Here is a 25,330-nt window from a genome sequence, read left to right on the forward strand (position 1 = left end):
ATTATGCCTCGTGAGTCGGAGTTAATAGTGCTTGTCTTTGATGAAATTTAGCATAATGCCCCTGTTGCTGTAACAACGAAGCATGGGTGCCTGTTTCAACGATTTTTCCGCCATCCATAACGCAGATTTTATCCATTTTATCTAAACCGTGAAGTCTGTGAGTGATCATTAATACGGCTTTACCTTGGCAATGCTGATGCAAGAGTGTGAGGATCTGCTGTTCTGTATCGGCATCAAGGCCTTCTGTTGGCTCATCAAGCAATACAAGAGGTGCATTGTGGAGTAGCGCTCTTGCAAGTCCTAAACGCCGCTGTTCGCCGCCAGAGAGCTGTCTACCGCCATCACCCATCCATGCGTTTAAGCCTTCATCATTTTCAAGTAGTTGCCCAAGACCAACTTGCTGAAGAACATCTTTAAGCTCTTCATCTGTTGCCTGTTCTTTTGCCATCAATAGATTTTCTCTTAATGTGTGACTAAAGACATGAACGCGTTGAGGGACAACTGACATCATTGAACGTAATGTCGCTTCGTCATACTCAGCAATAGGTAAGTTATTTAAGCTGATAGTACCGTGAGTCGGATCAAAAGCGCGGTTGATTAATTGCAATAGTGTTGATTTACCACAACCTGTTTTTCCTAACAATGCAATGTGTTGTCCTGCTTCAATCGTTAAATCAACGTGATTGATAACTTGCATTGGTTGGGTGGGATAAGTAAAGCAAATATTGCGCATTTTCAGTGTAGCGCGATCGTCTGTTTCTCCTCCTTTTTCAGGAAAAGTGACATCAGGTTTTTGCTCAATTAAATGAGAAATACGTGTTGCTGACGTCATTACTTGTCCTAAATGCTGGAAAGCGACAGTAACAGGGGCTAAAGATTCAAATGCTGCTAATGCACAGAATGTAAATAAGGCAATTAACGCTTCTGGCATAAAATTATTGTCGATACCCCCTGCCGCCAACCATAGAATTAATGTTGCTGTTAGGCCTGATGCAAGGATCATTAGTGCTTGTGATAAGCCAGTTAAGTTTGCCTGTTGTGCTTGTCTACGTAGCCATTTAGATTCAAGTTGTGCCAAATTTTGTCTAAAACGAGGTAATGCACCAAAAACAGTTAATTCAGCTTGTCCTTGCAACATGCTGGTTAATACTGCGCGATATTGGCCCCGTAAATCGGTGAGATCACGTCCAATTGGTTTACCTGCATAATAGAATATGAAAGGCAAAACAATCAGCAAGGTAAGCATAATACCACCTAGCGTATTGGCTAGGCGTGCATCGATTAACCCAAGGCCAAACATAATTGTCATAATGACGACAAAAGCGGCAATAATAGGGGAAATAACGCGAATATAAAGGTGATCTAGCGTTTCAACATCAGCAACTAAGCGGTTCAGTAACTCACCTTGACGAAAACGTGCAATTCCACCTGGTGAAAGAGGGAGGATCTTTTTAAAGGTGAATACACGCAGGTGTGACAATACGCGAAACGTTGCATCATGGCTAACAAGTCTTTCAAAATAACGGCCCGCAGTACGAAAAATTGCAGCACCTCGCACACCTGCGGCGGGTAGCATATAGTTAAAACTATAAATCCCTGCAAAGCCTGCAAGAGATGTTCCTGCTAAAAACCAACCTGACAGTGTTAAGAGACCAATGCTCGCCAGTAAAGTTAAGATAGCAAGAACAATACCAAGCAATAACATAAACCAGTGGCGACGATAGAGTGCGAGAAAAGGAAGCAATACTTTCATAAATTAAAGTTCCTCTTTACGATGAGCAAGAAGACGAGCAAAAGTGCCATTCTGTTGGCTTAATGATGCATAAGTGCCCGTTTCAATAATTTGACCTTTTTCCATCACCCAAATTTGGTCGTAATCCAAAGTCTCTTCGAGTAGATGAGTAATAAGCAAAGTTGTTTGATTTAATGAGGCGTTATTAAGCGCATACATCACGCGTTGTTCACTATGAGAATCAAGGCTTGCTGCTGGTTCATCTAATAACAAAAATTGACAAGGTGACAACAAAGCACGAGCAACAGCAATACGCTGAGCTTGGCCAACGGAAAGGCGAGCAGCACTATCACCAATAATCGTATTTAAGCCGTCGGGTAACTCATCAATAAAATCGCTGACATACGCTTTTTCAATAGCAATATTGATTTGTTCATCGCTGGCATTAGGATTGCTTAAGCGAATATTATCTAGCAAGGTTTGTTCTGGTAAATTTGGATTTTGTCCCACCCAACTTAAACATTGACGCCATGCTTCAGGCGAGAGTTGCGTCAATTCAACACCATTTACTTTTAATGAGCCACGATAAGGTAAAAAACCGAGTAGCGCATTTAATAACGAACTTTTGCCCGCACCACTTAGACCCACAATCGCAATTCGTTGATTAGGGTTAATGGTAAAGTTTAATGGTCCCGCAAGTTTGACTCCTTGATGAGATAGAATTTCTAGATCATGAGCTATTATCTCAATACTTTCTGTTGTATTGATTCGCTCATTGCCTGTGAATTGTGGTTTTTCACCGTCGGTCTCTAAAAACTCAACCAGAGACTCTGCTGCACCTACTGCTTGTGCTTTTGCATGATAATAAGTGCCTAAATCTCGTAAAGGTTGAAAAAATTCAGGAGCAAGGATCAGCGCTAAGAAACCTGAAAAGAGGGTAACACCCAAACCATAACTACCAAAATTAAGTTCACCCAAGTAAGAAAACCCGAAATAAACAGCCACCACAGCAATAGAAACAGCAGTAAAAAATTCCAATACGCCAGAAGAAAGGAACGCCATTCTTAGCACTTCCATCGTGCGTTTACGGAAGTCTTCTGTTGCTTCTGTAATTTGTTTTACTTCGGCATTACCACGGTTAAATAACCGCAAGGTATCTAACCCTCTTAATCTATCGAGGAAGTTACCACTTAAGCGGCCTAATGCGAGAAAGTTTCTACGGTTAGCATCTGCCGCGCCTAATCCAACTAATGCCATAAATAACGGGATCAGTGGTGCAGTAAAAAAGAGAATTAATCCAGCAACCCAGTTAACTGGGAAGAGGGTGATAAGGATAAGAATAGGTACAATAGTTGCGAGATACATCTGTGGAAGATAACGAGCATAGTAATCTTGCATATCTTCTATTTGCTCTAGAATAATTGTAGCCCAGCTCCCCGCTGGTTTACCTTTAACCCAAACGGGGCCAAGTTCTTCAAGTCGATCAAGAACGATTTTACGAATTTGTTGCCTGACCGCCATACCACAGCGATAACCTACACGCTCTCGTATCGCCATAATGATGGCACGTAAGATAAAAATGCCAATAAGAGTGAGAAAGGTAGGTATATGCGTATCACGGCTCAGACTGTCCATGATAAACGCTTGAAGTAAAACAGCTAATAACCATGCTTGGGCAATAATTAATAAACCGCTTACAACACCTAGGATCATTGATAGCCGTAGCCATCGACGGGCTGGAGCACTTTGCTGTTTCAGCCATCGAACCAATTCATTTTGTTTAGTTTTATCCATAAGAAAAGATTCAAATCTGCAGGTGAGATACAAAGTATCAGAAAGGCCAAAGTAAGTAGTTATACGCTTTGGCAACCAGGCTAGTATGTTACATGGTAAAAGGCGCTACTGAAATAGCGCCTTGAAAGGAAGTGATGATTTTAGTTGGATTTTTGTGCGTCTAAGTAACGTTCTGCATCTAAAGCAGCCATACAGCCTGTGCCTGCAGAGGTAATTGCTTGACGATAAATGTGATCCATTACGTCACCTGCTGCGAACACCCCTTCAATAGAAGTTTGTGTTGCATTACCTTGAGTACCTGATTGTACTTTGATGTAACCATTGTCTAATTCTAATTGACCATCAAAAATAGCAGTATTAGGGCTATGTCCAATAGCGATAAAGACACCCATAACATCTAATTCTTCGGTTTTATCGCTCTTAGTATCTTTTAAGCGAACTTTCGTTACACCCATTTCATCGCCAAGAACTTCGTCTAAGGTACGATCAGTATGCAAAATAATATTGCCATTGTTTACTTTATCCATTAGACGGTTAATTAAGATTTTTTCAGAACGGAAAGAATCACGGCGGTGGATCAGATGAACTTCGGATGCAATATTAGCTAAATACAGAGCTTCTTCTACTGCGGTGTTACCGCCACCAACGACAGCGACTTTCTGGTTACGATAGAAAAATCCGTCACAGGTTGCACAAGCAGAAACGCCTCGGCCTTTAAAAGATTCTTCTGAAGGTAAACCGATATAACGTGCAGAAGCACCTGTTGCGATAATTAATGCATCACAAGTGTATTCTTGTTCATCACCAAATAGGCGAAATGGACGGTTTTTCAGATCGACTTTATTAATATGGTCAGAGATAATCTCTGTATTAAATTTTTCGGCGTGCTGAAACATGCGGTCCATTAATCCGGGACCTGTTAGCCCTTCTGGGTCACCGGGCCAGTTTTCGACTTCTGTTGTCGTTGTCAGTTGGCCACCTTTTTCAACACCCGTAATCAGTACTGGTTCTAAGTTTGCTCTTGCAGCATAAACGGCGGCGGTATAACCCGCAGGACCAGAACCTAAAATAATAAGTTTGCTATGTTTGATGGTGCTCATGTATACCTCATCTCTGATTAGGCGTGATGCGAATTGAGGGATTGTAGGAGAAATAAGACGTTAAAAAAAGCTAATGACGAGAAATAGACATAATATTTTAGCTATTTTAGCAATAGTTAATACTAATATAGTTTAATAATTATAGAGTTATATTACGCTAACATCATCGAATTAACATGAAACATTTTGCTTTACAATTGATGTTTATCTTGCGTATATAGAGAATAAACATAGCGCCTTGTTCTGATTTTTACTCATTTACTTTGACAATCCGCTGTACATTTGCGAAAACATGATTGTTAAAGACAATTATCCTCGGATGTTATACGTATTATTTTTTAGACAGACAGGGTATGGGATAGTTACTTTGTGATATTTGCTAATGAGTATTTGGATAAAATAGAATTTTTATCTGGCATTAAAAGAAAATAGATTGGTAGTTTGCTCTGACCGTTTGATACCGAGGTTTCGACATTGATGCTGAAGGTGTACAGGTATGGGTATAGGAAAATAAAGTAAGAGAAAAAGAGAAAGAGAGTATAGAGATGATTGATAATAAAAAACGTCCGGGTAAAGATCTTGATAGAATAGACCGGAATATTCTAAATGAGCTTCAAAAAGATGGACGTATTTCAAACGTTGAGTTATCTAAACGTGTAGGTTTATCACCAACACCTTGTTTAGAGCGTGTACGCCGTTTAGAGCGCCAAGGATTTATTTCTGGTTATACAGCACTGTTAAACCCACATTACTTAGATGCATCATTACTGGTATTCGTGGAAATCACATTAAACCGTGGTGCACCAGATGTTTTCGAACAATTCAATATGGCCGTTCAAAAACTTGAAGAAATCCAAGAATGCCATTTAGTTTCTGGTGATTTTGACTATCTGTTGAAAACTCGTGTACCTGATATGTCCGCTTATCGTAAATTACTCGGTGAAACTCTGTTACGTCTTCCTGGTGTTAATGACACACGTACATACGTGGTTATGGAAGAAGTGAAACAAAGTAACCGCCTTGTAATTAAAACTCGTTAAGCCAACTTAATAGGTTGGTGCAAAGCAGGAAAAAGTTAGGTACACTCCTGTTTATGCATACAGTTTCAACGCTGGGGTATCTCAGCGTTGTTCCGTTTTAATTCACCCTAAGTTAAACCTGGAGAGTCCTCTTTGAGCCAGGAATATACAGAAGATAAAAATATTCGTTTAACAAAGATAAGCAACCGTCGCCGTATTTGGGAGGCAATTCTCATTCTTATCGGCATTGGCGCTGTCTTTTTAATGGTTTCATTACTTAGCTTCCATCCCTCTGATCCTAGTTGGTCACAAACCACTTGGAATGAGCCTATTCAAAATTTAGGCGGTAGTATTGGAGCATGGTTAGCTGATATTCTGTTTTCCGCATTTGGTTTACTGGCCTATGCAATTCCTGTTGTTGTGGTTTTTGGGTGCTGGAATTCTCTGCGCTACCAAAAAAACCGTGAATACACCGACTTCTTTTCTCTTGCACTTCGCACGATTGGTGCTTTGGCTCTGATCTCTACCTCTTGTGCATTGGCTGATCTTAATTTTGATGATATCTATAATTTCAGCTCTGGTGGTGTTATTGGAAGTTTGTTTAGCAAAGCCCTATTACCATGGTTTAATGTTTTAGGTGCGACTCTTGCACTGTTATCAGTTTGGGCTATTGGTTTCACACTATTTACTGGCTGGTCTTGGCTAACAATCACAGAAAAAATAGGTGCTGTTATTTTGGGATGTATTGGTTTTATTACCAATAGAGGCCAAAATGAAGCTGATTACGAGGATGAAGAAGAGGAAAATGATACTCAGGATGTTGTTACAGAACTAACTGAAAATTCAAATCAAAAAGAAAATCAGCAATCTGAATTAGCAACAGAAGAGAGTGATGATATTTTATTTTCTGCACCTTCAGCACTTGAACTAGCTCGTCAGCAAGAGATAGGCCCATTACAATCTGAAGCAACAAAACAAGACGATGATTTGCCATCTTTCTCTGCAACAAACGACACAGATGAACATGCGCAAACATTGACGCAAACTGATCCGGTTGTGTCTGCAACGGTTTCACAACCCACTTATACAGAGGAAGAACCAGAACATTACCGTTTTGATATTCCAGAAGCCTTCTTGAAAAAAGAAGCTCAATCAAAAGTCAATGCTCCTCAACATGCTGCTGAGCCAATCCCCGAAGAAAACACATCTTCTGTGGAGCCGTTTGAAAATGAATCTATGGCACAGCCATCGTCTGCATCAACAGAGAATTTTATGCCGGCGGGCAGCGTTGAACCAACATTTTCGCTAGCACCTGATACAGACGCTTTAACGCAAGCTGCTACGGTGGCGTCAAGCGTAGCGACAGGTGCTTTTGTGAGTCATGGTTCTCAAGTTAAACAAGGATTAGGTCCTGAATTACCACGCCCAAACCCAGTACGATTACCAACACGTCGAGAGCTTTATGGTATTCATATTCCTTCGCAACGTGAAGCTGAGCTACGCCGCCGTGAAGAAGCTGTTCAATCAGAGCCTGAAGATGAATTAGCTGATATTCAAGAGCAAGCGAATTTTGAACAGCAATTACGCCAACAATTTCTTCAACAGCAACGTGAACGCTATGGTGACGAAGCTGATGAGGTTATTGAGCAATCTGCCTCTCATTATGAGCCGAATATTGAGACGCCGCTTTCTTCCTTTAATCATCAACAAGATAATAATCGAGACGAACCTACTGTTACTGCAAATACATTCTCTTCAGCAGAAGATAATAGCAATGATCTCGACGAGAATGAGCTTTATGAACAGCAACAACTAGCAGCACAATTTAAGCAACAATTGCAGGATCGTTATGGTGATGATGTTTCGTTAGATGATGATGAAGATGATGGTTTACCTCAAATATCAACACCAGCACCTTCATTGCAAGCAACAACGGGTTATCAACCTCATATTCAACATTCATTTGCTTCACAATCAGCGCAACCGACGCAAACTATTGAGAAAAAAGTTGAATACCCAACCAGCAATGCATTTCTACAAATTTCGCCTCGTGATGAAGAAGAGGAAGAGTACAGTCCTAAAATTGAGCTAGAAAAAGAGCTCACAGCATTAGAGGCATTCTCGCCAATTGATGACTTATTGGATGAAGAGCCGATAGAGCCAGTATTTACACCGATTGTTTCAGAACCGGTTACGCCACAAGCTGCACCTCAAACTGCATCGCAATCACGTATTGAGGCACAGTCTAATATGGCTCAGCATTTTGCACAGCAACAGCAACAGCAACAGCAACAGCAACAGCAACAGCAACAGCAACAAGAATCATTAATTCATCCATTCTTGATGCGTAATGACATACCGTTACAAAAACCAACCACGCCAATGCCTTCTTTGGATCTGTTAACAACACCGCCGGTAGAAGAAGAACCTGTTGATATGTTTGAGCTTGAGCGTATTGGTAAACTTATTGAAGCGCGACTTAATGATTATCGTGTTAAAGCCAAAGTGGTTGGTATTTCACCTGGGCCTGTTATCACGCGATTTGAACTTGAACTGGCACCGGGTGTAAAAGCTGCGCGTATATCAAATTTATCACGTGACTTAGCACGTTCATTGTCCGCCATTGCGGTACGTATTGTTGAAGTTATTCCAGGAAAACCGTATGTAGGATTGGAATTACCTAACAAAAAACGTCAAACCGTATATATGCGTGAATTATTAGATAGTAATGCATTCCGTGATAGCCGTTCTCCATTGACTGTTGTTTTAGGTAAAGATATTGGCGGTCAACCAGTTGTTGCCAATCTGGCTAAAATGCCTCACTTACTTGTTGCTGGTACAACAGGTTCAGGTAAATCTGTCGGTGTGAATGCGATGATCATCAGCATTCTCTATAAAGCGAAACCAGAAGATGTTCGCTTTATTATGATTGACCCTAAAATGCTTGAGCTTTCGGTTTATGAAGGGATCCCGCATCTTCTGACAGAAGTCGTTACCGATATGAAAGATGCCGCAAGCGCTCTGCGTTGGAGTGTGGCTGAAATGGAACGTCGTTATAAACTCATGTCAGCATTAGGTGTGCGTAATCTCGCAGGTTATAACGAAAAAATTAAAGAAGCCGAAGCAATGGCGCGTCCTATTCCTGATCCATTCTGGAAACCAACAGACAGTATGGCAACAGAAATGCCAACGTTGGAAAAAGAACCTTATATCGTGGTTGTGGTCGATGAATTCGCTGATTTAATGATGACTGCGGGTAAGAAAGTGGAAGAGCTGATTGCTCGCTTAGCACAGAAAGCGCGTGCTGCGGGTATTCACCTTGTACTTGCTACACAAAGGCCTTCTGTTGATATTATTACAGGTTTAATTAAAGCCAATATTCCGAGCCGTATCGCCTTTACTGTATCGAGTAAAATCGACTCTCGAACTATCTTAGACCAAGGTGGCGCAGAATCATTACTAGGAATGGGTGATATGCTTTACGCACCAAATGGTTTTGTTCCTGAACGTGTTCACGGTGCTTTTGTTAGTGATGATGAAGTACATGCTGTGGCAACTGACTGGAAAGCACGGGGTCGACCTCAATATATTGAAGCCATCACCAAATGTAGTGAAGATGGTGAAGGTAATAGTGGCGGTGGATATGATGATGGTGAAGAGCTTGATCCGTTATTTGACCAAGCGGTAGAATTTGTTGTTGAAAAACAACGGGTTTCTATTTCTGGTGTACAACGTCAATTTAGAATTGGCTACAACCGTGCAGCAAGAATTGTGGAGCAAATGGAGATGCAAGGTATTGTCAGTACGCCAAATCACAATAATACACGTGATGTACTTTCACCACCGCCTTCTGATATGTAATATCTTGAAAACTCAGTTATCAGCTAATGAGATAGCATGATAATCTGCACAATATCATTAAAATTTATACGCCGACATTATGTCGGCGTAATCTCATGCCGAGGCTTGTAAAATGAAAAAAGTATTATTTGCAGTGTGTGCGATAACATTAATCAGTAGTCAAGCCGCTTGGGCTGATGCGCGTCAAGACCTGCAACAACGATTAAATAAAGTAAATAGTTTTCAAGCTAACTTTAGCCAAACTGTCACTAGCAATGAAGGTGCTCTTATTCAAAAAGGGGAAGGAAATTTAAAAGTACAACGCCCTGATTTGTTTAATTGGCAAATGACTGCGCCAGATGAAAGCACACTGATTTCTGATGGCAAAACATTATGGTTTTATAATCCCTTTGTAGAGCAAGTTACTGCAACTTGGCTTGAAAGTGCCACAACCAATACTCCGTTTATGTTGATCGCGCGTAACGACAGTAAAGAATGGCAAAATTATGAAGTTAAACAAACGGGTGACCGTTTTGAGCTAACGCCAAAAGTAGAAAATAACTTAAAACATTTTACAATCACCGTGTTACCGAATGGGCAAATCCAGCAATTTGCTGCCACAGAACAAGATGGTCAGGTGAGTAATTATCAATTAACAGCTCAAACGGCTGCGCCAATCGATGCATCAGCATTTCGCTTTACACCTCCTGCTGGTGTGACTGTGGATGACCAACGTCAGTGAGGACATTTTGAGTAATTTATCACTCGATTTTTCACGCAATGAGTTCCAACCTTTAGCCGCAAGAATGCGACCTGAAACGCTGGAGCAATATATCGGACAAACTCATTTACTTGCTGAAGGTAAACCATTACCTCGAGCGATTAAAGCGGGTCAATTGCATTCCATGATCTTATGGGGGCCTCCTGGTACGGGTAAAACCACACTTGCTGAAATCATTGGCCGCTATGCGCAAGCTGATATAGAACGATTATCTGCGGTAACATCGGGTATTAAAGAAATTAGAGAGTCTATTGAAATTGCGCGCCAAAACCGCAATGCAGGGCGTAGAACGATCCTGTTTGTTGATGAAGTCCATCGTTTTAATAAGAGTCAACAAGATGCTTTTTTACCTCATATTGAAGATGGCACAATCACTTTTATTGGCGCAACAACAGAAAATCCCTCTTTTGAACTCAACTCAGCCTTGCTCTCTAGGGCGAGAGTTTATCTATTACGCTCATTGACTGAAGCTGATATTGAGTTAGTACTTCAACAAGCATTAGATGATACTGAACGTGGTTTAGGTGGGCGCAATATCATCTTACCTAATGACACTCATAAAATGATTGCACAATTGGTTAATGGTGATGCACGTCGTTCATTAAATTTGCTTGAAATGATGGCGGATATTGCTGAAGTTGATAATCAAGGAAAACGAGTATTAACACCCGCATTACTGACAGAAATCAGTGGTGAACGAAGTGCTCGTTTTGATAATAAAGGTGATCGTTTTTACGATCTTATTTCGGCATTACATAAATCAGTCAGGGGGTCCGCACCTGATGCGGCTCTTTACTGGTATGCAAGGATCATAACAGCAGGTGGCGATCCGCTTTATGTTGCTCGTCGCTTATTGGCGATTGCATCAGAAGATGTAGGAAACGCCGATCCTCGTGCTATGCAAGTGGCAATTGCTGCATGGGATTGTTTTACTCGTGTTGGTCCTGCAGAAGGTGAGCGTGCTATTGCTCAAGCAATTGTATATCTGGCTTGTGCACCAAAAAGTAATGCGGTTTATACCGCATTTAAAGCCGCTATTGCCGATGCCAAAAGTAAACCTGATTATGATGTGCCTGAGCATTTGCGTAATGCACCAACAAAATTAATGAAAGAAATGGGGCTTGGTGCTGAATATCGTTATGCGCATGATGAGCCTAATGCTTATGCAGCCGGAGAGGTTTATTTCCCTAAAGAAATGGCAAATACACAATACTATTACCCCGTAAAAAGAGGGTTAGAGATCAAGGTTGCAGAGAAATTAGACTGGCTTTCTCAGCAAGATCAAAATAGTGTTACAAAACGCTATCGCAAAATGTAAAGATGCGGTAAGGTTATTAAATTGTCATTAATTTCTTAACTATGCCTTGCCTCAGATATCTTTTTTATAAGATAGGAGAGAAGGTTTTTATTAATCTATCAATAAGCACAGGATAAGCATGCTCGATCCAAATCTACTGCGTAATGAGCTAGACGCGGTCGCCGAAAAACTGGCTCGCAGGGGGTTCACCCTCGATGTGGAAAAAATTCGTCAACAAGAAGAACGCCGTAAGGTGTTACAGGTTGAAACTGAATCCCTGCAAGCAGAACGTAATTCTCGATCGAAGTCCATTGGTGCGGCAAAAGCGCGTGGTGAAGATATTGAGCCACTTCGTCAGGAAGTTAACCTGTTAGGTGAAAAACTTGAAGTTGCAAAAGCCGAACTTGAAGTGCTGCAAGCTGAAATTCGTGATTATGCTTTAACTATCCCGAATATGCCTGATGACTCTGTGCCAAATGGTAAAGATGACAGCGAAAACGTAGAAGTTTCTCGTTGGGGCACACCAAAGACTTATGATTTTGAATTAAAAGATCATGTGACTTTAGGTGAGTTGACTGATGGTTTAGATTTCGCGTCTGCGGTGAAAATTACGGGTTCACGTTTTGTTGTGATGAAAGGTCAAATTGCACGTTTACATCGTGCTATCACACAATTTATGCTGAATCTGCATACCGAAGAGCACGGCTACCAAGAAATGTATGTTCCTTACTTGGTTAACCACGCAACTCTGTACGGTACAGGTCAGTTACCTAAATTTAGTGAAGACTTATTCCACACTAAACCGTTAGAAGAAGAAGCAGAAAGCCAATATGCGCTTATTCCAACAGCAGAAGTACCTGTTACCAACATGGTAAGAGATGTTATTCTCGAAGAAGACGATTTGCCATTGAAAATGACGGCTCATACACCATGCTTCCGTTCAGAAGCAGGCTCTTATGGTCGTGATACTCGTGGTCTTATTCGTATGCACCAATTTGATAAAGTTGAGCTGGTTCAAATTGCTCATCCTGAAAAATCAATGGAAGCATTAGAAGAGCTAACAGGCCATGCTGAAAAAGTGTTGCAATTACTGAATCTACCATATCGTAAAGTTGTGCTTTGCACTGGCGATATCGGTTTTGGTTCACGTAAAACTTACGACTTAGAAGTTTGGGTTCCTGCTCAAAATACATACCGTGAAATCTCTTCATGCTCAAATATGTGGGATTTCCAAGCACGTCGTATGCAAGCTCGTTTCCGCTCTAAAGGTGATAAGAAAACACAACTTGTTCATACCTTAAATGGCTCTGGCTTAGCAGTCGGTCGTACTTTAGTGGCAATTATGGAAAATTATCAAATGGCTGATGGTCGTATTGAAATTCCAGAAGTGTTGCGCCCATACATGAACGGTTTAGAGTATATCGGTTAATTATTATCTAATTAATCAAGTAGTAATAATTTAACCCTCTGTTTCGGCAGGGGGTTTTTTGTCTAAATAACTTAAAGGTGATAGAGATAAAATTGTTTAATTATTAATGAGATTTAGATAAAAACGGTAATAGGTCAAAAAATATTTCTATTTTTCTTTCATTTGTCATATTTACAAAGTCATCCATTGCTATTTCTATATAATCAATAGTTTTATTGTGAATAGTAAATTTATACATTAAATGTCCACTCCAACTGCGGTGAACGTAGATACAGTTTCCTATACTATAAGAAAGCCATTTATCTTCCATACAGGTAGGTTGCCAACCGTTTAATATGTTTCTTTCCGCATCTTCAGTAAGAGAATAACTAATATGATGAATTAATGGTGTTTTCTCAAAATATTTTAAATTTTTTAATATTTCTTTATTTAACATGTTTACTCCAAAATTTATAATTATTGCCATAGATTACAGAAAGAAATATAAATGTTCAAAATAAATGTATAAAGCCTAAAGGCTTTAATATAAAAATGAAGCATAATATTTTGCAAAAATAAAAAAGATTATTACTCATAAATTACTATTAAAAAAACTTAAGATTATTTAAATATAGTTATAGAGCATAGAATTAATAGATGATTATAAAAATAATTTTACTAAATAAAATGAGATTAAATAAAAATATAATACAATCAGCTATTGGTTAAACCGATCACGGCAGATCCTATTTATGCTGTTAAATTAGACCTATCGTTTGAATTTACCTCTGTTATTTTATGATATTCCTATTTAATTAGAACCCTACAAAAGAGTATATTCTATGATAGTTTCTAAACAGCAGTTACATCAACTAATAAAAAATAAATTACACCAAGCAGGATTGAGCGAGCCTCATGCTAATACAGTGGCTGATGTTTTAGTCCATGCTGATGCCAAAGGTATTCATTCTCATGGTGCTGTACGTGTAGAGTATTATGCAGAGCGGATCAGTAAAGGCGGCACAAATACAGCCCCAGATTTTACTTATACCGAGACAGGGCCATGTAGCGCTATATTTGATGGTGATAATGGTGCTGGGCATGTTGCAGCGAAAGAAGCCATGGAACGCGCAATTAAAATGGCACAGGAGAAGGGGGTTGCTGTTGTTGGTGTAAGACGAATTGGTCATAGTGGAGCGCTGTCTTACTTTGTTGAACAAGCATCACAAGCAGGTCTGATTGGTATTTCGCTATGTCAATCAGACCCAATGGTTGTTCCTTTTGGTGGTGCTGAAGTGTATTACGGCACTAACCCTATCGCTTTTTCAGCTCCCGGAGTAGGCGATAAACATATTACATTTGATATGGCAACAACCGTACAGGCGTGGGGAAAAGTGCTTGATGCACGTTCTCGTCATGCCGAGATCCCTGATACTTGGGCTGTCGATGAAAATGGTAAACCTACGACTGATCCTTTTGCTGTAAAAGGGTTATTGCCTATTGCGGGGCCTAAAGGCTATGGCTTAATGATGATGGTAGACGTGTTGTCTGGTATCTTGCTTGGGCTTCCTTTTGGTAAACATGTCAGTTCGATGTATCACGATTTAACACAAGGGCGAGAATTAGGGCAATTACATATTGTTATTAATCCTGCTTTCTTCACTGATATCACATTATTTAGAGAACATATTTCACAGGTTATGGGGGAGTTAAATGCTATTAAGCCCGCACCGAATGTAGATAAAGTCCTTTATCCTGGTGAAAATAGTCAAATAGAAGAACAGAGAAGTAAAAATGAAGGTATTGAAATTGTCGATGAGATTTATGACTATTTAATATCTGATGTACTTTATAACAAATCGTATAACAATAAAGATCCATTTGCAGGATAATAAGATTTATTTTAGATAATAAAAAGCAGTAGATGAGATTGCTTCAGTCTACTGCTGTTTTATTTAGGCTGTTAACGCTAAGATTAGCTCACTAATTTTCCAATATTGGATTCAGCGGTTTTATTTAGAGAAATTGTACCATTTCCATTGATACCACCGTTATTTCCTTGATTTCCTATATTATGGTGATAAAAAATATCACGATAGGAGCCATACATTGCAGTGTAAGAAAGGGGAATGGTAATTAATAATCCTAAACCAAATGGAATAACACTAATAGCAATAATAAAGAACAGTAAAATAAAGAAGAAGAAACCACCAGATAAGTTTGTTTTTACTGCTGCAAGGCTCGCTTTAACCGCAGGGAATGCTTTATATCCATTGACTAATACAAGCGCAGGAACAAACCAATAGGCTGCAGTACTTAACGCGCCAAAAATAGCGATAATAACAAAAAACAATATAAATCCAGATGAGTTATCCACCATCATTTCAGCAATGATTTCTTCAGGATAATCGCTATTGATAGCATATAAAATATCCATCATTGCGGCACTGCTAACGATAAATGCAAGAATAAAGCCCACAAGTAAAATTAGGAAACTAATACCATATGCACCCATCAAGCTAAGGTAACGCTTGTTATAAAAACCAAAAAATAAAGTATCAACATCAATACGTTGAGTCTCATATTGTTGATGAGCAATTGCCACGACACCTGCGGCTAATACAGTAGTAACAAAAGGCGAGATGATTGGACCAATTAGCGGAATAAATCCAAGAATGGTTGATATAATAAGACTAACAATAAAGTAGATTATAATAACGCCTATCCACATCCAAAAACGTTCTTTTATTAAATCCCATCCAAGTCCTAACCAACGCACTCCGCCTGAGGCACCTCGTGCTTGAGGAATAGGCGTAAATACCTCTTGTGGCTCTGTTTGCGATGAATTGTTGTCTTGTTCCATTTCCTGTACCTTAATCCCAATGTCTTTGTTTATAAATATAAGCCTTCTATAATATCTTTTTGTTTTGTTATTAATCAACTGTATTAAAGCTAATATAGGTTAAGGATAATCTTATAAAGATAAATTTAAATATGTTGGCAAGTGTATTTCATAATAATAAATGCTATAAAATAACATTAAAATTATTAATCTCATGAAAAATAAATTATTTTTTAAAAAAACTTTTAAGATTAGAGTGATATAAAATGAGAGAAATGAAAAATAGTGCTTTCTAGTTAGTATCAATATGGTTTTACTTTAGAAACAAAAAAGCAGCGCTTAAAAACGCTGCCTCTTAAATTAATATTAAATTGAATAGCTTAATAGATAACTTTATGACCGTAAGATTCAAGAATTGATTTTACATTTTCCATCGTCTCTTTTGACGGTGGATGAATACCATCTAGTTTGTATTCTTCGCCTAAAGCTACCCATTTATGTTTGCCGAGCTCGTGGTAAGGAAGAAGTTCTACTTTTTCGATATTTTTCATATCTTTAATAAATGCGCCTAACCGATGAGCAGAATCATCATCGTCAGACCAACCCGGAACAACCACATAACGAACCCATGTTTTTTGGCCTCGTTTTGCTAAATAACGGGCAAATTCAAGTGTGCGTTGATTTGATACGCCCACTAATTTTTGGTGAATTTCATCATTGACTTGTTTTAGGTCGAGCATCACTAAGTCAGTGGCATCCATTAATTCATCAATAACGGGATCATAACGACGAACAAAGCCGTTAGTATCTAAGCAAGTATGGATATTTTCTTTTTGACATGCGCGGAACCAATCGCGCACAAACTCTGCTTGCAAAATCGCTTCGCCACCAGAAGCAGTAACACCGCCGCCAGAAGCATTCATAAAATGACGATAGGTAACTGCCTCTTTCATTAGTTCATCAACTGTGACGATTTGCCCACCATGAGTATCCCATGTGTCACGGTTGTGACAATAGAGGCATCTCATTAAGCATCCTTGAAAGAAAACAATGAAACGTATTCCGGGACCGTCAACAGTACCGCAGGATTCAAATGAGTGGATACGACCAAGTACGGACATAACAGGGTTACTCCAAAACTGTCTAGATAAAAAGGCCCCAAAGTAGGGGCCTTTATTCTAAGCGATTTTATCTACTTTCTCAGTAAATAAATGCATATAGTTATCTTTATTACATTGTTTGTGTAAATGTACGGGTGATAACGTCTTGCTGTTGCTCTTTAGTCAGTGAGTTAAAGCGAACTGCATAACCAGAAACACGGATAGTTAACTGAGGATATTTCTCAGGATCTTCCATTGCTTCTAACAGCATTTCACGGTTCATGACGTTAACGTTCAGATGCTGACCACCTTCAATGCCGGCTTCGTGGTGGAAATAACCATCCATCAGACCTGCAAGGTTCGCTTTACGAACATCATCATCTTTACCTAATGCATTAGGTACGATTGAGAAGGTGTAAGAAATACCATCTTTCGCATAAGCAAATGGTAGTTTCGCAACAGAAGTCAGAGAAGCTACCGCACCTTTTTGGTCACGACCGTGCATTGGGTTAGCACCTGGTCCGAATGGTGCGCCTGCACGACGACCGTCTGGGGTATTACCTGTTTTCTTACCATAAACAACGTTTGAAGTAATTGTCAGGATAGACTGTGTAGGTACCGCATTACGGTATGTACGCAGTTTCTGAATTTTCTTCATGAAACGTTCAACTAAGTCACAAGCGATGTCATCTACACGAGAATCGTTGTTACCGAATTGTGGATATTCGCCATCAATTTTGAAGTCAACCGCTAAGCCGTTTTCATCACGGACTGGAGAAACTTTCGCATATTTGATTGCAGACAGTGAGTCAGCAGCAACAGATAGACCTGCGATACCACATGCCATTGTACGATAAACATCACGATCATGAAGTGCCATCAGAGCTGCTTCATAGCTGTATTTATCGTGCATGTAGTGGATAACGTTCAGTGCAGTTACATACTGAGTTGCTAACCAATCCATAAAGTGATCCATTTGATTCATCACAGTATCGAAGTCTAAGACTTCATCCATGATTGGTGCATGTTTTGGACCTACTTGGATTTTCAGTTTTTCATCAACACCACCGTTGATGGTATACAGTAAGGTTTTCGCTAAGTTTGCACGAGCACCGAAGAACTGCATTTGTTTACCCACAACCATTGGGCTAACACAACAAGCGATAGCATAGTCATCACTGTTGAAGTCAGGACGCATTAAGTCATCATTTTCATACTGAATTGATGAAGTATCGATAGAGACTTTCGCAGCGTATTTTTTGAAGTTGATAGGCAGTTGTTCAGACCACAGGATGGTCATGTTTGGTTCTGGAGATGGACCCATTGTGTACAGGGTATTTAAGAAACGGAAAGTATTCTTAGTTACCAGAGTACGGCCATCTAAACCCATACCAGCTAAAGATTCTGTTGCCCAGATTGGGTCACCAGAGAACAGCTCATCATATTCAGGAGTACGTAAGAAACGAACCATACGTAATTTCATGACTAAGTGGTCAATTAATTCCTGAGCTTGTTCTTCTGTCAGTAAACCCGCTTCAATATCACGTTGGATGTAGATATCTAAGAATGTAGATACACGACCAAATGACATTGCAGCACCGTTTTGAGATTTAACAGCGGCTAAGTAACCGAAGTAAGTCCATTGTACGGCTTCTTTCGCGTTTTGAGCAGGGCGAGAAATATCGTAACCGTATTTCGCAGCCATTTCTTGGATTTGACCTAAAGCAGCGTGCTGCTCTGCGATTTCTTCACGCAGTTGGATAGTCATTTCCAGATCTTCGCCTTTTTCCATTCTTTCTTGTAAAGAGGTGAATTGGGCAAATTTATCTTTACGCAGGAACTCAATACCGTACAGTGCAACACGACGGTAGTCACCGATGATACGACCACGGCCATATGCATCTGGTAAACCTGTTAAGATACCAGATTTACGGCATTTCAGGATGTCTGGAGTATAAACATCGAAAACGCCTTGGTTGTGAGTTTTACGGTAATCAGTAAAGATTTTTTTCAGTTCTGGATCTAGCTCACGGTTATACGCGTGGCAAGAACTTTCAACCATACGGATACCACCGAATGGGATGATTGCACGCTTCAGAGGTGCATCAGTTTGTAAACCTACGATTTGTTCTAAATCTTTAGCGATGTAACCTGCATCGTGAGATGTGATAGTTGAAGCAACAGAAGTATCAAAATCAACTGGCGCATGTGTGCGGTTTTCGATTTTGATGCCTTCCATAACTTGTTCCCAAAGTGTATCAGTTGCTTTAGTGGAACCTGCTAGGAAAGATTCGTCGCCTTCATATGGAGTATAGTTTTTTTGAATAAAGTCACGAACGTTAACGGCGTTCTGCCATTCACCTTCAGAAAAACCTTTCCATGCTTCAGCAAATTTTTCATTTAAATCAGACATGATACTTCTACCTTTTTACAATGGAACTTAAGAAATCAGTCATACCTGCACGGATTAATGTTTGTCACCGCGCAGATGCATTAACCAGTATACCAGACCGACTAGGACTGCCCCGCCAATAATGTTACCGATAGTGACAGGCAATAAATTATCAGAGAGAAAATTTGATACAGTTAAATTTGAAAATTGTTCGGGTGATGCACCTACTTTAGTCCAGAATTCTGCAGGTGCAAAATCTTTAATAACAATACCTAAAGGAATAAGGAACATGTTAGCGATACTGTGCTCAAAACCACTAGCAACGAACATACCGATAGGTAAAATAAGTGCAAAAAGCTTGTCAATCAGCGAACGACCTGCATAGCTCATCCATACTGCAAGACAAACCATTAAGTTAGCTAGAATGCCTAAACAAACAGCTTCAATAAACGTGTGTTCAAGTTTATGTTGTGCAGTTTGTAAAACATTCAACCCCCAAAGCCCATTTGCTGCCATATGCTGACCAGCAAACCACATTAAGGCGACAAAAAAGAGTGCGCCAATAAAGTTACCAAGATAGACATTTATCCAGTTAGCAAACATTTTGCCCCAAGATATACGTCCAGTTGCTTTAGGAATAATAGTAAGAACAGTTGAGGTGAATAAGTCCGCGCCACAAACGACAACGAGCATTAACCCCAGAGAGAAGCAGATCCCACCGACTAATTTAGCCAGCCCAAAAGGAACAGATGCGGTACCTGTAGTAGCAGTAATATAAAAAACAAAAGCAATTGATATAAACATTCCCGCAGTAAATGCAGATAAGTAAGTCGTTGGAATATGTTTATTTGCTTTATAACAACATGCATCATCGGCAACTTTTGCCATATCAGCAGGTGATAATAAATTAAAAGGGCTGTCAGCTTTCATACTAACACTCTCTTATATGTTGGAATAATTATAGCACGCAATAATAGTAGCAAAGGGGCTTACTTCTAAAATTGATATGGATCATGGTCGCTCATTAGAACCCCGTTTTCAGTGCGTAAAAACCCGTTATTTTTGCTATAACTATTTGATTAATAAAATGAAAAAATTTTTTAAAAATTATCAAAAAATTTTAGACTAGCTGGATAAATAAAGTAAAAAGTAAATATAAAGTATTATTTAAACCTCGTATGTTAAGAGTTAAAAATAAAATTTAACGCCTTATTTACTTTTATAATAAATATAAACATTACTTTATTTGTGGTTAATCTTTAAAGATTACTCCAGACATATACCCATTATAAAAATAAGGTTTTTTAATTTTTGAGATCTGGTTAAATAAATAGCAATTTAAACTGGATTTATGTAATATTCTTAGCGTAAAAGTTCAATATATGTTTTTGATGTCATATTAAATGCCTAAAATCGTCACTTTTGCCATATTTTGACAATTTTGTCAGGTGGCAAATTTGTCATATTGACAAATCTGTCAATATTTTATTTTTAGCGAAATAAAACACTCTACTTTTCAATAGAGTGTTTCAATTTAAATACGCGCTTATTATTCAGTTAAAATTAGTTATTATTTGATAAATAACCTTAAGCAAAATAGGTTTATTTAATCGATTGACGTTTTGCTTTCTGTAATTTCTCATAGGCCACAAGTAATGACTGATGAATAGGTAAATTAGCTAAATCAGGATCAATCGTTTGTAATCCGTAAAATGCTTGTTTACCTTGTATTGCGTTTAAGGCTGCCTGTAATGTTTTTTCGCCATACATACGAGAAAACGCGTGCATATATTGTTCTGGTTCACGTTCAGTCTCTTGTTGTAATAACAAGAGATTGTGTAAGCAACGATAATAATTTTGACGTTCTGGCGTAAATAAAGAAGCGTTGAAATCTTGAGTCCATTCAACCCAAACGAGCGCTTGATCAAGATCACCACCCGCAAGCGCTAACATTGATTTTAATTCGCCTACACGTAAATGGCTCCAACCATTATCTTTTCCTGGAGCAATGCCAATCATTTCTCTGATGCGTGTAAAGTCGTCTAAACCATCTTCATCAAATTGACCAATAAGAGAAAGATACTCTTCTTGAGTGCCCTGGCTCGTTGGTAGAGAAAGAATAGTGTCACGCCAATGTACACCCATAATGTTATTAGCTAATTGTAAATCTTCAGCGGGATAAATATCTGATAAACCGGGTACTAAAATACGGCAAGCGTAAACACCTAGGTGTGAGTAGTCCATAATATAGACTTCTGCATCGCACTGCTGGCAAAGTGACATTAAGGTGTGGAACTCTTCTTCTGTTGTCCCACTGAAGTTCCAATCAACAAATGCATAATCGGCATCTTTCTTAAATAGATCCCAACTAATTAAACCACTTGAATCAATAAAGTGTGTTTCAAGGTTAGTATGATCACCGACTTCTTCATCATCAAAGCTTGGTGGATTAAAGACATCGAGATCTTTAAGGCTACGCCCTTGCAATAATTCAGTGACTGTACGTTCTAAAGCCACACCAAAATCAGGGTGAGCACCAAAAGAAGCAAAACAAGTGCCATTTTGCGGGTTGAATAACACGACACAAATAACAGGGAATTGACCTCCTAAAGATGCATCAAAGCTAAAGATTGGAAAACCTTCTTGCTCTAATGTTTCAATCGCCTCAATAACAGCAGGATAGCGAGTTAAAACTTCTTTCGGAATTTCAGGTAAGCTAATTCTTTCAGTGATAATGCGATTTTTTACATAACGTTCAAAAACTTCAGAAAGCCCTTGAACTCGAGCTTCATTTTTTGTATTTCCTGCGGACATACCATTAGAGGCATATAAGTTAGCAATAATGTTTACAGGAATATAAACAGGCTTTTCATCAGATTGGCGTATGAATGGAAGGGCGCAAATCCCGCGATCATGATTACTTGATTGTAAATCAACTAACTCACTACCACATAACTCACCTTCAGGATCATAAAATTTGCGTAAACGCTCATCTAATAAGCCAACAGGAACAGAATCATCTTCTGCTAGTGGGAACCATTTTTCACTTGGGTAGTGAACAAATTCACTTTCTGCAATATCAGTACCTAGCCAGAAATCAGAGAAAAAATAATTTGTGGAGAGACGTTCGAAATATTCACCTAGTGCGGACGCTAAGGCTGCTTTTTTGCTGGCACCTTTACCGTTGGTAAAACATAAAGGGCAATCTTTATCGCGAATATGAACGGACCAAACGTTAGGAACAGGGTTTAACCATGAAGCTTCTTCAATGTTAAATCCTAAGTCGGTTAATTTTTGTTGGAAGCGAGCGATAGAATCTTCCAGAGCGGCATCTTTGCCAGGAATAAATGTTTGTGACATGGCAGGTTTCATCAATATTTTGCTGGTGATAGTTAGGGGCACATAATACTGAAATCCCCTGTAATGCACTAATTATTTCTCTTATTTACCAATTGCTAACTATATTCTTCACTTATAAATTATTTGATATATGAATTTTTTTAATAAATTCGTTCGATTTATCACGGAATTAATAATTTTAAATCATCATAATTGGATTTATTTATAAATTCATAAGGGATCAGTTCGATGATGAAAAAAACATTGCTCGCTAGCCTGTTAGCTGTAATCAGTGGTTCTGCTTTTGCCTTACCTAATGTCACCATTTTAGCGACGGGTGGCACAATTGCTGGTGGTGGCGATTCAGCAACGACATCAAGCTATACAGCAGGCAAATTAGGTATTGATACATTGATTAATGCAGTACCTGAGGCTAAAAAAATTGCTAATTTAAAAGGCGAGCAAGTCGTAAATATTGGCTCTCAAGATATGAATGACCAAGTGTGGCTCAAGCTGGCTGATAAAATTAATGCAGATTGTGATAAAACGGACGGCTTTGTGATCACTCATGGTACAGACACCATGGAAGAAACAGCTTATTTCCTTGATTTAACTACAGCATGCAAAAAACCAGTTGTTATGGTAGGGGCAATGCGTCCTGCAACGGCATTAGGTGCTGAAGGCCCTTTAAATCTTTTTAATGCGGTTGTGATTGCAAGTGATAAAGCTTCTGAAAATCGCGGTGTGTTAGTGACCATGAATAATGCGGTTATCAGTGGTAAAGATGTTGTAAAAATGAACACAACTGAAGTACAAGCGTTCCAGCCTGTTAACGCAGGTGCTCAAGGTTATGTGCATAATGGTAAGGTTCATTATTATACAGCGGCATTACCTCGTGCTGATAAACCTGCATTTGATGTCAGTAAACTGACTGAATTACCAAAAGTGGGTATTGTTTATAACTACTCAAATGCCTCTAATTTACCAGCAAAAGCCTTTATTGATAACGGCTACGAAGGTATTGTCAGTGCTGGTGTGGGCAATGGTAATTTATATACTGATATTTTTGACACTTTAGCCGATGGCGCTAAAAAAGGTGTCGTTGTTGTTCGTGCAAGTCGTGTACCAGTTGGTTTTACTACACAAAATGGTGAAGTGGATGATGCAAAATATGGTTTTGTTGCATCAGAGCGCTTAAATCCACAAAAAGCGAGAGTGTTATTGCAGTTATCTTTGACAGAAACACAAGCTCCAGCGAAGATCCAAGAAAACTTTGAAAGATATTAATGTTAGTTAGATTTTTTAGTTTTTAACGTTAAACCAGAAAATCATCCGCTAATTAATAACGGATGATTTTCTTTATTAAGTATTATTTTATTTTGAGTAATTTAGTATAAAGTTTGATGTCTTGTCTATTATTTTGAATATTATTCATTTTTTTATTGTGAGTGTATAATCGGTAAGCCTTGATGGTACCATCATTTACTAGCTGGCTATCCTCACTAATATTTAATGTTAAGTTATTCATTGGGAAAACAGTATTTTCAGGTACAGTCCCTATATATATACTGCTATATTTACTATCAGCATTGTTAAGGCTAAGCCAATATTGCTTTCCAATAGCCCCTTTATCCATATTGCTAAACACTGAATGATTTTGGAGATTTAAATATCCACCTTTGGCTAGAATATATCCATGATTATTAAATGTTGTTTTGTTTAAATTCAGTTGAATGGCTTTTCTACTATTATTAACACTTTTTAAAGAACCATAATTATCAATAGTCGTATCAGAGGCATTGATAATGATATTTTTATCAGAGATCAAACCTTGTTTTTTAGAATCATCATTCTTATCACCTAATATGATCTGATTTGGCAAATAATGTCTAAGCTCTCTTGTACGCATACCATTTTCTAAAATGTGAACACCTTCTTTTAGCATTACTCTTCTTTCTCCTGAATAAATATTTATATCTCCTTTAGAAAATATAAATCCTTTTTCTAAGTTAATATTATTAGAGATGATATTAATATTATTAAAGGAATTATTAGGATGAGAGTTACTTTCATTTCTGAATACTATTTTACCTATATGCTTAATTGATTTACCACCAAAAGCTCTATAGTCTAAGGCAGAGATGGATCTTTCTATGCGGTAACCGACTAATTCATCATCATGGATAATGGGCTTTCCGGTTGCCAATGTTTCAGATAATGTATTAGAAAAACTACAATTATTACACTCAATCCCATTGGGATTAGCAATAACAACATGAGCAGCCTTTCCAGTTATACCGATATTTCCATCTAATAATGATGTTGTCCCATTAATCACTTCGTTAATAATAAAGTCAGCGGCAACCCCGTTATTATTTAAGATAACTCCGACTTTCGTTACATGGAATTCATCATATTTATTATAAGAAACACCTTTGGCGTTTTTCGGTGCAATTAATATTTCTGCTTGTAATATTTTCTCTTGATTGAGATTAATTTCTCTTGGTTTAATTGTTGTTGAAGAATCTTTATTAATAAAAATTTGAGCAGCATAATGCTTATCATGCTCATAGTTTGGTTGTATTGCTGCCTGGCACATTGATGGTGCGTATATTATTCCTATTATTATTGCATTTCTTAATTTCATATTTTTACCTTTATCTATTGTTCAGAGCTAATTTATCGA

17 protein-coding genes are annotated in these 25,330 nt (G+C 38.6%); 7 read left to right on the forward strand and 10 right to left on the reverse strand.

The annotated features are described in order from the left end of the window. Window position 1: 1 nt before the first annotated feature. The 3 genes from cydC to trxB form a co-directional block, all read right to left on the reverse strand. On the reverse strand, window positions 2-1,753 hold the full coding sequence (cydC, locus tag DK861_RS16740; protein WP_109400822.1) for a cysteine/glutathione ABC transporter ATP-binding protein/permease CydC: 1,752 nt from the start codon (window positions 1,751-1,753) through the stop codon (window positions 2-4). 3 nt (window positions 1,754-1,756) lie between these two features. Beyond that, a complete protein-coding gene (gene cydD / locus DK861_RS16745) occupies window positions 1,757-3,526 on the reverse strand; it encodes a cysteine/glutathione ABC transporter permease/ATP-binding protein CydD (RefSeq protein ID WP_109400823.1) in 1,770 nt (589 codons plus the stop codon). Between the two features lie 140 nt (window positions 3,527-3,666). Then, window positions 3,667-4,626, reverse strand: coding sequence for a thioredoxin-disulfide reductase (gene trxB / locus DK861_RS16750; RefSeq protein ID WP_072062814.1), 960 nt, complete (start codon window positions 4,624-4,626; stop codon window positions 3,667-3,669). A gap of 545 nt (window positions 4,627-5,171) precedes the next feature. On the opposite strand from trxB, the gene lrp reads away from it, so the two are divergent. The 5 genes from lrp to serS all read left to right on the forward strand — a co-directional run bounded on the left by lrp (window position 5,172) and on the right by serS (window position 12,992). After that, window positions 5,172-5,666, forward strand: coding sequence for a leucine-responsive transcriptional regulator Lrp (gene lrp / locus DK861_RS16755; RefSeq protein WP_004244566.1), 495 nt, complete (start codon window positions 5,172-5,174; stop codon window positions 5,664-5,666). Window positions 5,667-5,798: 132 nt separating this feature from the next. Continuing rightward, window positions 5,799-9,506: a DNA translocase FtsK 4TM domain-containing protein gene (locus DK861_RS16760; protein WP_109400824.1), complete on the forward strand. Its 3,708-nt coding sequence runs from the start codon at window positions 5,799-5,801 to the stop codon at window positions 9,504-9,506. A gap of 112 nt (window positions 9,507-9,618) precedes the next feature. After that, complete coding sequence (gene lolA / locus DK861_RS16765) at window positions 9,619-10,227, forward strand: outer membrane lipoprotein chaperone LolA (RefSeq protein ID WP_072062812.1); 609 nt, start codon at window positions 9,619-9,621, stop codon at window positions 10,225-10,227. Between the two features lie 7 nt (window positions 10,228-10,234). Next, window positions 10,235-11,584: a replication-associated recombination protein A gene (locus DK861_RS16770; RefSeq protein ID WP_109400881.1), complete on the forward strand. Its 1,350-nt coding sequence runs from the start codon at window positions 10,235-10,237 to the stop codon at window positions 11,582-11,584. A 118-nt stretch (window positions 11,585-11,702) separates the two neighbouring features. Beyond that, on the forward strand, window positions 11,703-12,992 hold the full coding sequence (gene serS, locus DK861_RS16775; RefSeq protein WP_072062811.1) for a serine--tRNA ligase: 1,290 nt from the start codon (window positions 11,703-11,705) through the stop codon (window positions 12,990-12,992). A gap of 103 nt (window positions 12,993-13,095) precedes the next feature. On the opposite strand, the gene DK861_RS16780 is transcribed toward serS, so the two are convergent. Beyond that, window positions 13,096-13,428, reverse strand: a complete 333-nt coding sequence (locus tag DK861_RS16780) for a hypothetical protein (protein ID WP_082147306.1) — start codon at window positions 13,426-13,428, stop codon at window positions 13,096-13,098. 385 nt (window positions 13,429-13,813) lie between these two features. On the opposite strand from DK861_RS16780, the gene allD reads away from it, so the two are divergent. Further along, window positions 13,814-14,863, forward strand: coding sequence for an ureidoglycolate dehydrogenase (gene allD, locus DK861_RS16785; RefSeq protein ID WP_109400825.1), 1,050 nt, complete (start codon window positions 13,814-13,816; stop codon window positions 14,861-14,863). A gap of 83 nt (window positions 14,864-14,946) precedes the next feature. On the opposite strand, the gene DK861_RS16790 is transcribed toward allD, so the two are convergent. The 5 genes from DK861_RS16790 to ycaO form a co-directional block, all read right to left on the reverse strand. Continuing rightward, window positions 14,947-15,834, reverse strand: a complete 888-nt coding sequence (locus DK861_RS16790) for a BPSS1780 family membrane protein (protein ID WP_109400826.1) — start codon at window positions 15,832-15,834, stop codon at window positions 14,947-14,949. Window positions 15,835-16,193: 359 nt separating this feature from the next. Continuing rightward, a complete protein-coding gene (gene pflA, locus DK861_RS16795) occupies window positions 16,194-16,934 on the reverse strand; it encodes a pyruvate formate lyase 1-activating protein (RefSeq protein ID WP_109400827.1) in 741 nt (246 codons plus the stop codon). 109 nt (window positions 16,935-17,043) lie between these two features. After that, window positions 17,044-19,326 carry a formate C-acetyltransferase gene (pflB, locus tag DK861_RS16800; protein ID WP_109400828.1) on the reverse strand — a complete coding sequence of 761 codons (2,283 nt, stop codon included), beginning with the start codon at window positions 19,324-19,326 and terminating at the stop codon, window positions 17,044-17,046. A 54-nt stretch (window positions 19,327-19,380) separates the two neighbouring features. After that, the gene (gene focA / locus DK861_RS16805; protein ID WP_072062807.1) at window positions 19,381-20,235 is read right to left on the reverse strand and encodes a formate transporter FocA; all 855 of its coding nucleotides are present in this window, start codon (window positions 20,233-20,235) and stop codon (window positions 19,381-19,383) included. A gap of 672 nt (window positions 20,236-20,907) precedes the next feature. Then, entirely contained in the window at window positions 20,908-22,665 is a 1,758-nt protein-coding gene (gene ycaO, locus DK861_RS16810) for a 30S ribosomal protein S12 methylthiotransferase accessory factor YcaO (RefSeq protein WP_109400829.1), read from the reverse strand. Between the two features lie 228 nt (window positions 22,666-22,893). Between ycaO and ansB the strand changes: the two genes are divergently transcribed. After that, window positions 22,894-23,931 carry an L-asparaginase 2 gene (gene ansB, locus DK861_RS16815; RefSeq protein ID WP_109400830.1) on the forward strand — a complete coding sequence of 346 codons (1,038 nt, stop codon included), beginning with the start codon at window positions 22,894-22,896 and terminating at the stop codon, window positions 23,929-23,931. An 82-nt stretch (window positions 23,932-24,013) separates the two neighbouring features. Here ansB and DK861_RS16820 read toward each other — a convergent pair whose 3' ends face one another. After that, a complete protein-coding gene (locus DK861_RS16820; protein ID WP_109400831.1) occupies window positions 24,014-25,291 on the reverse strand; it encodes a filamentous hemagglutinin N-terminal domain-containing protein in 1,278 nt (425 codons plus the stop codon). Window positions 25,292-25,330 lie beyond the last annotated feature (39 nt).

This window comes from Proteus sp. TJ1640, assembly GCF_003144445.1.
Lineage (GTDB): Bacteria > Pseudomonadota > Gammaproteobacteria > Enterobacterales > Enterobacteriaceae > Proteus > Proteus penneri.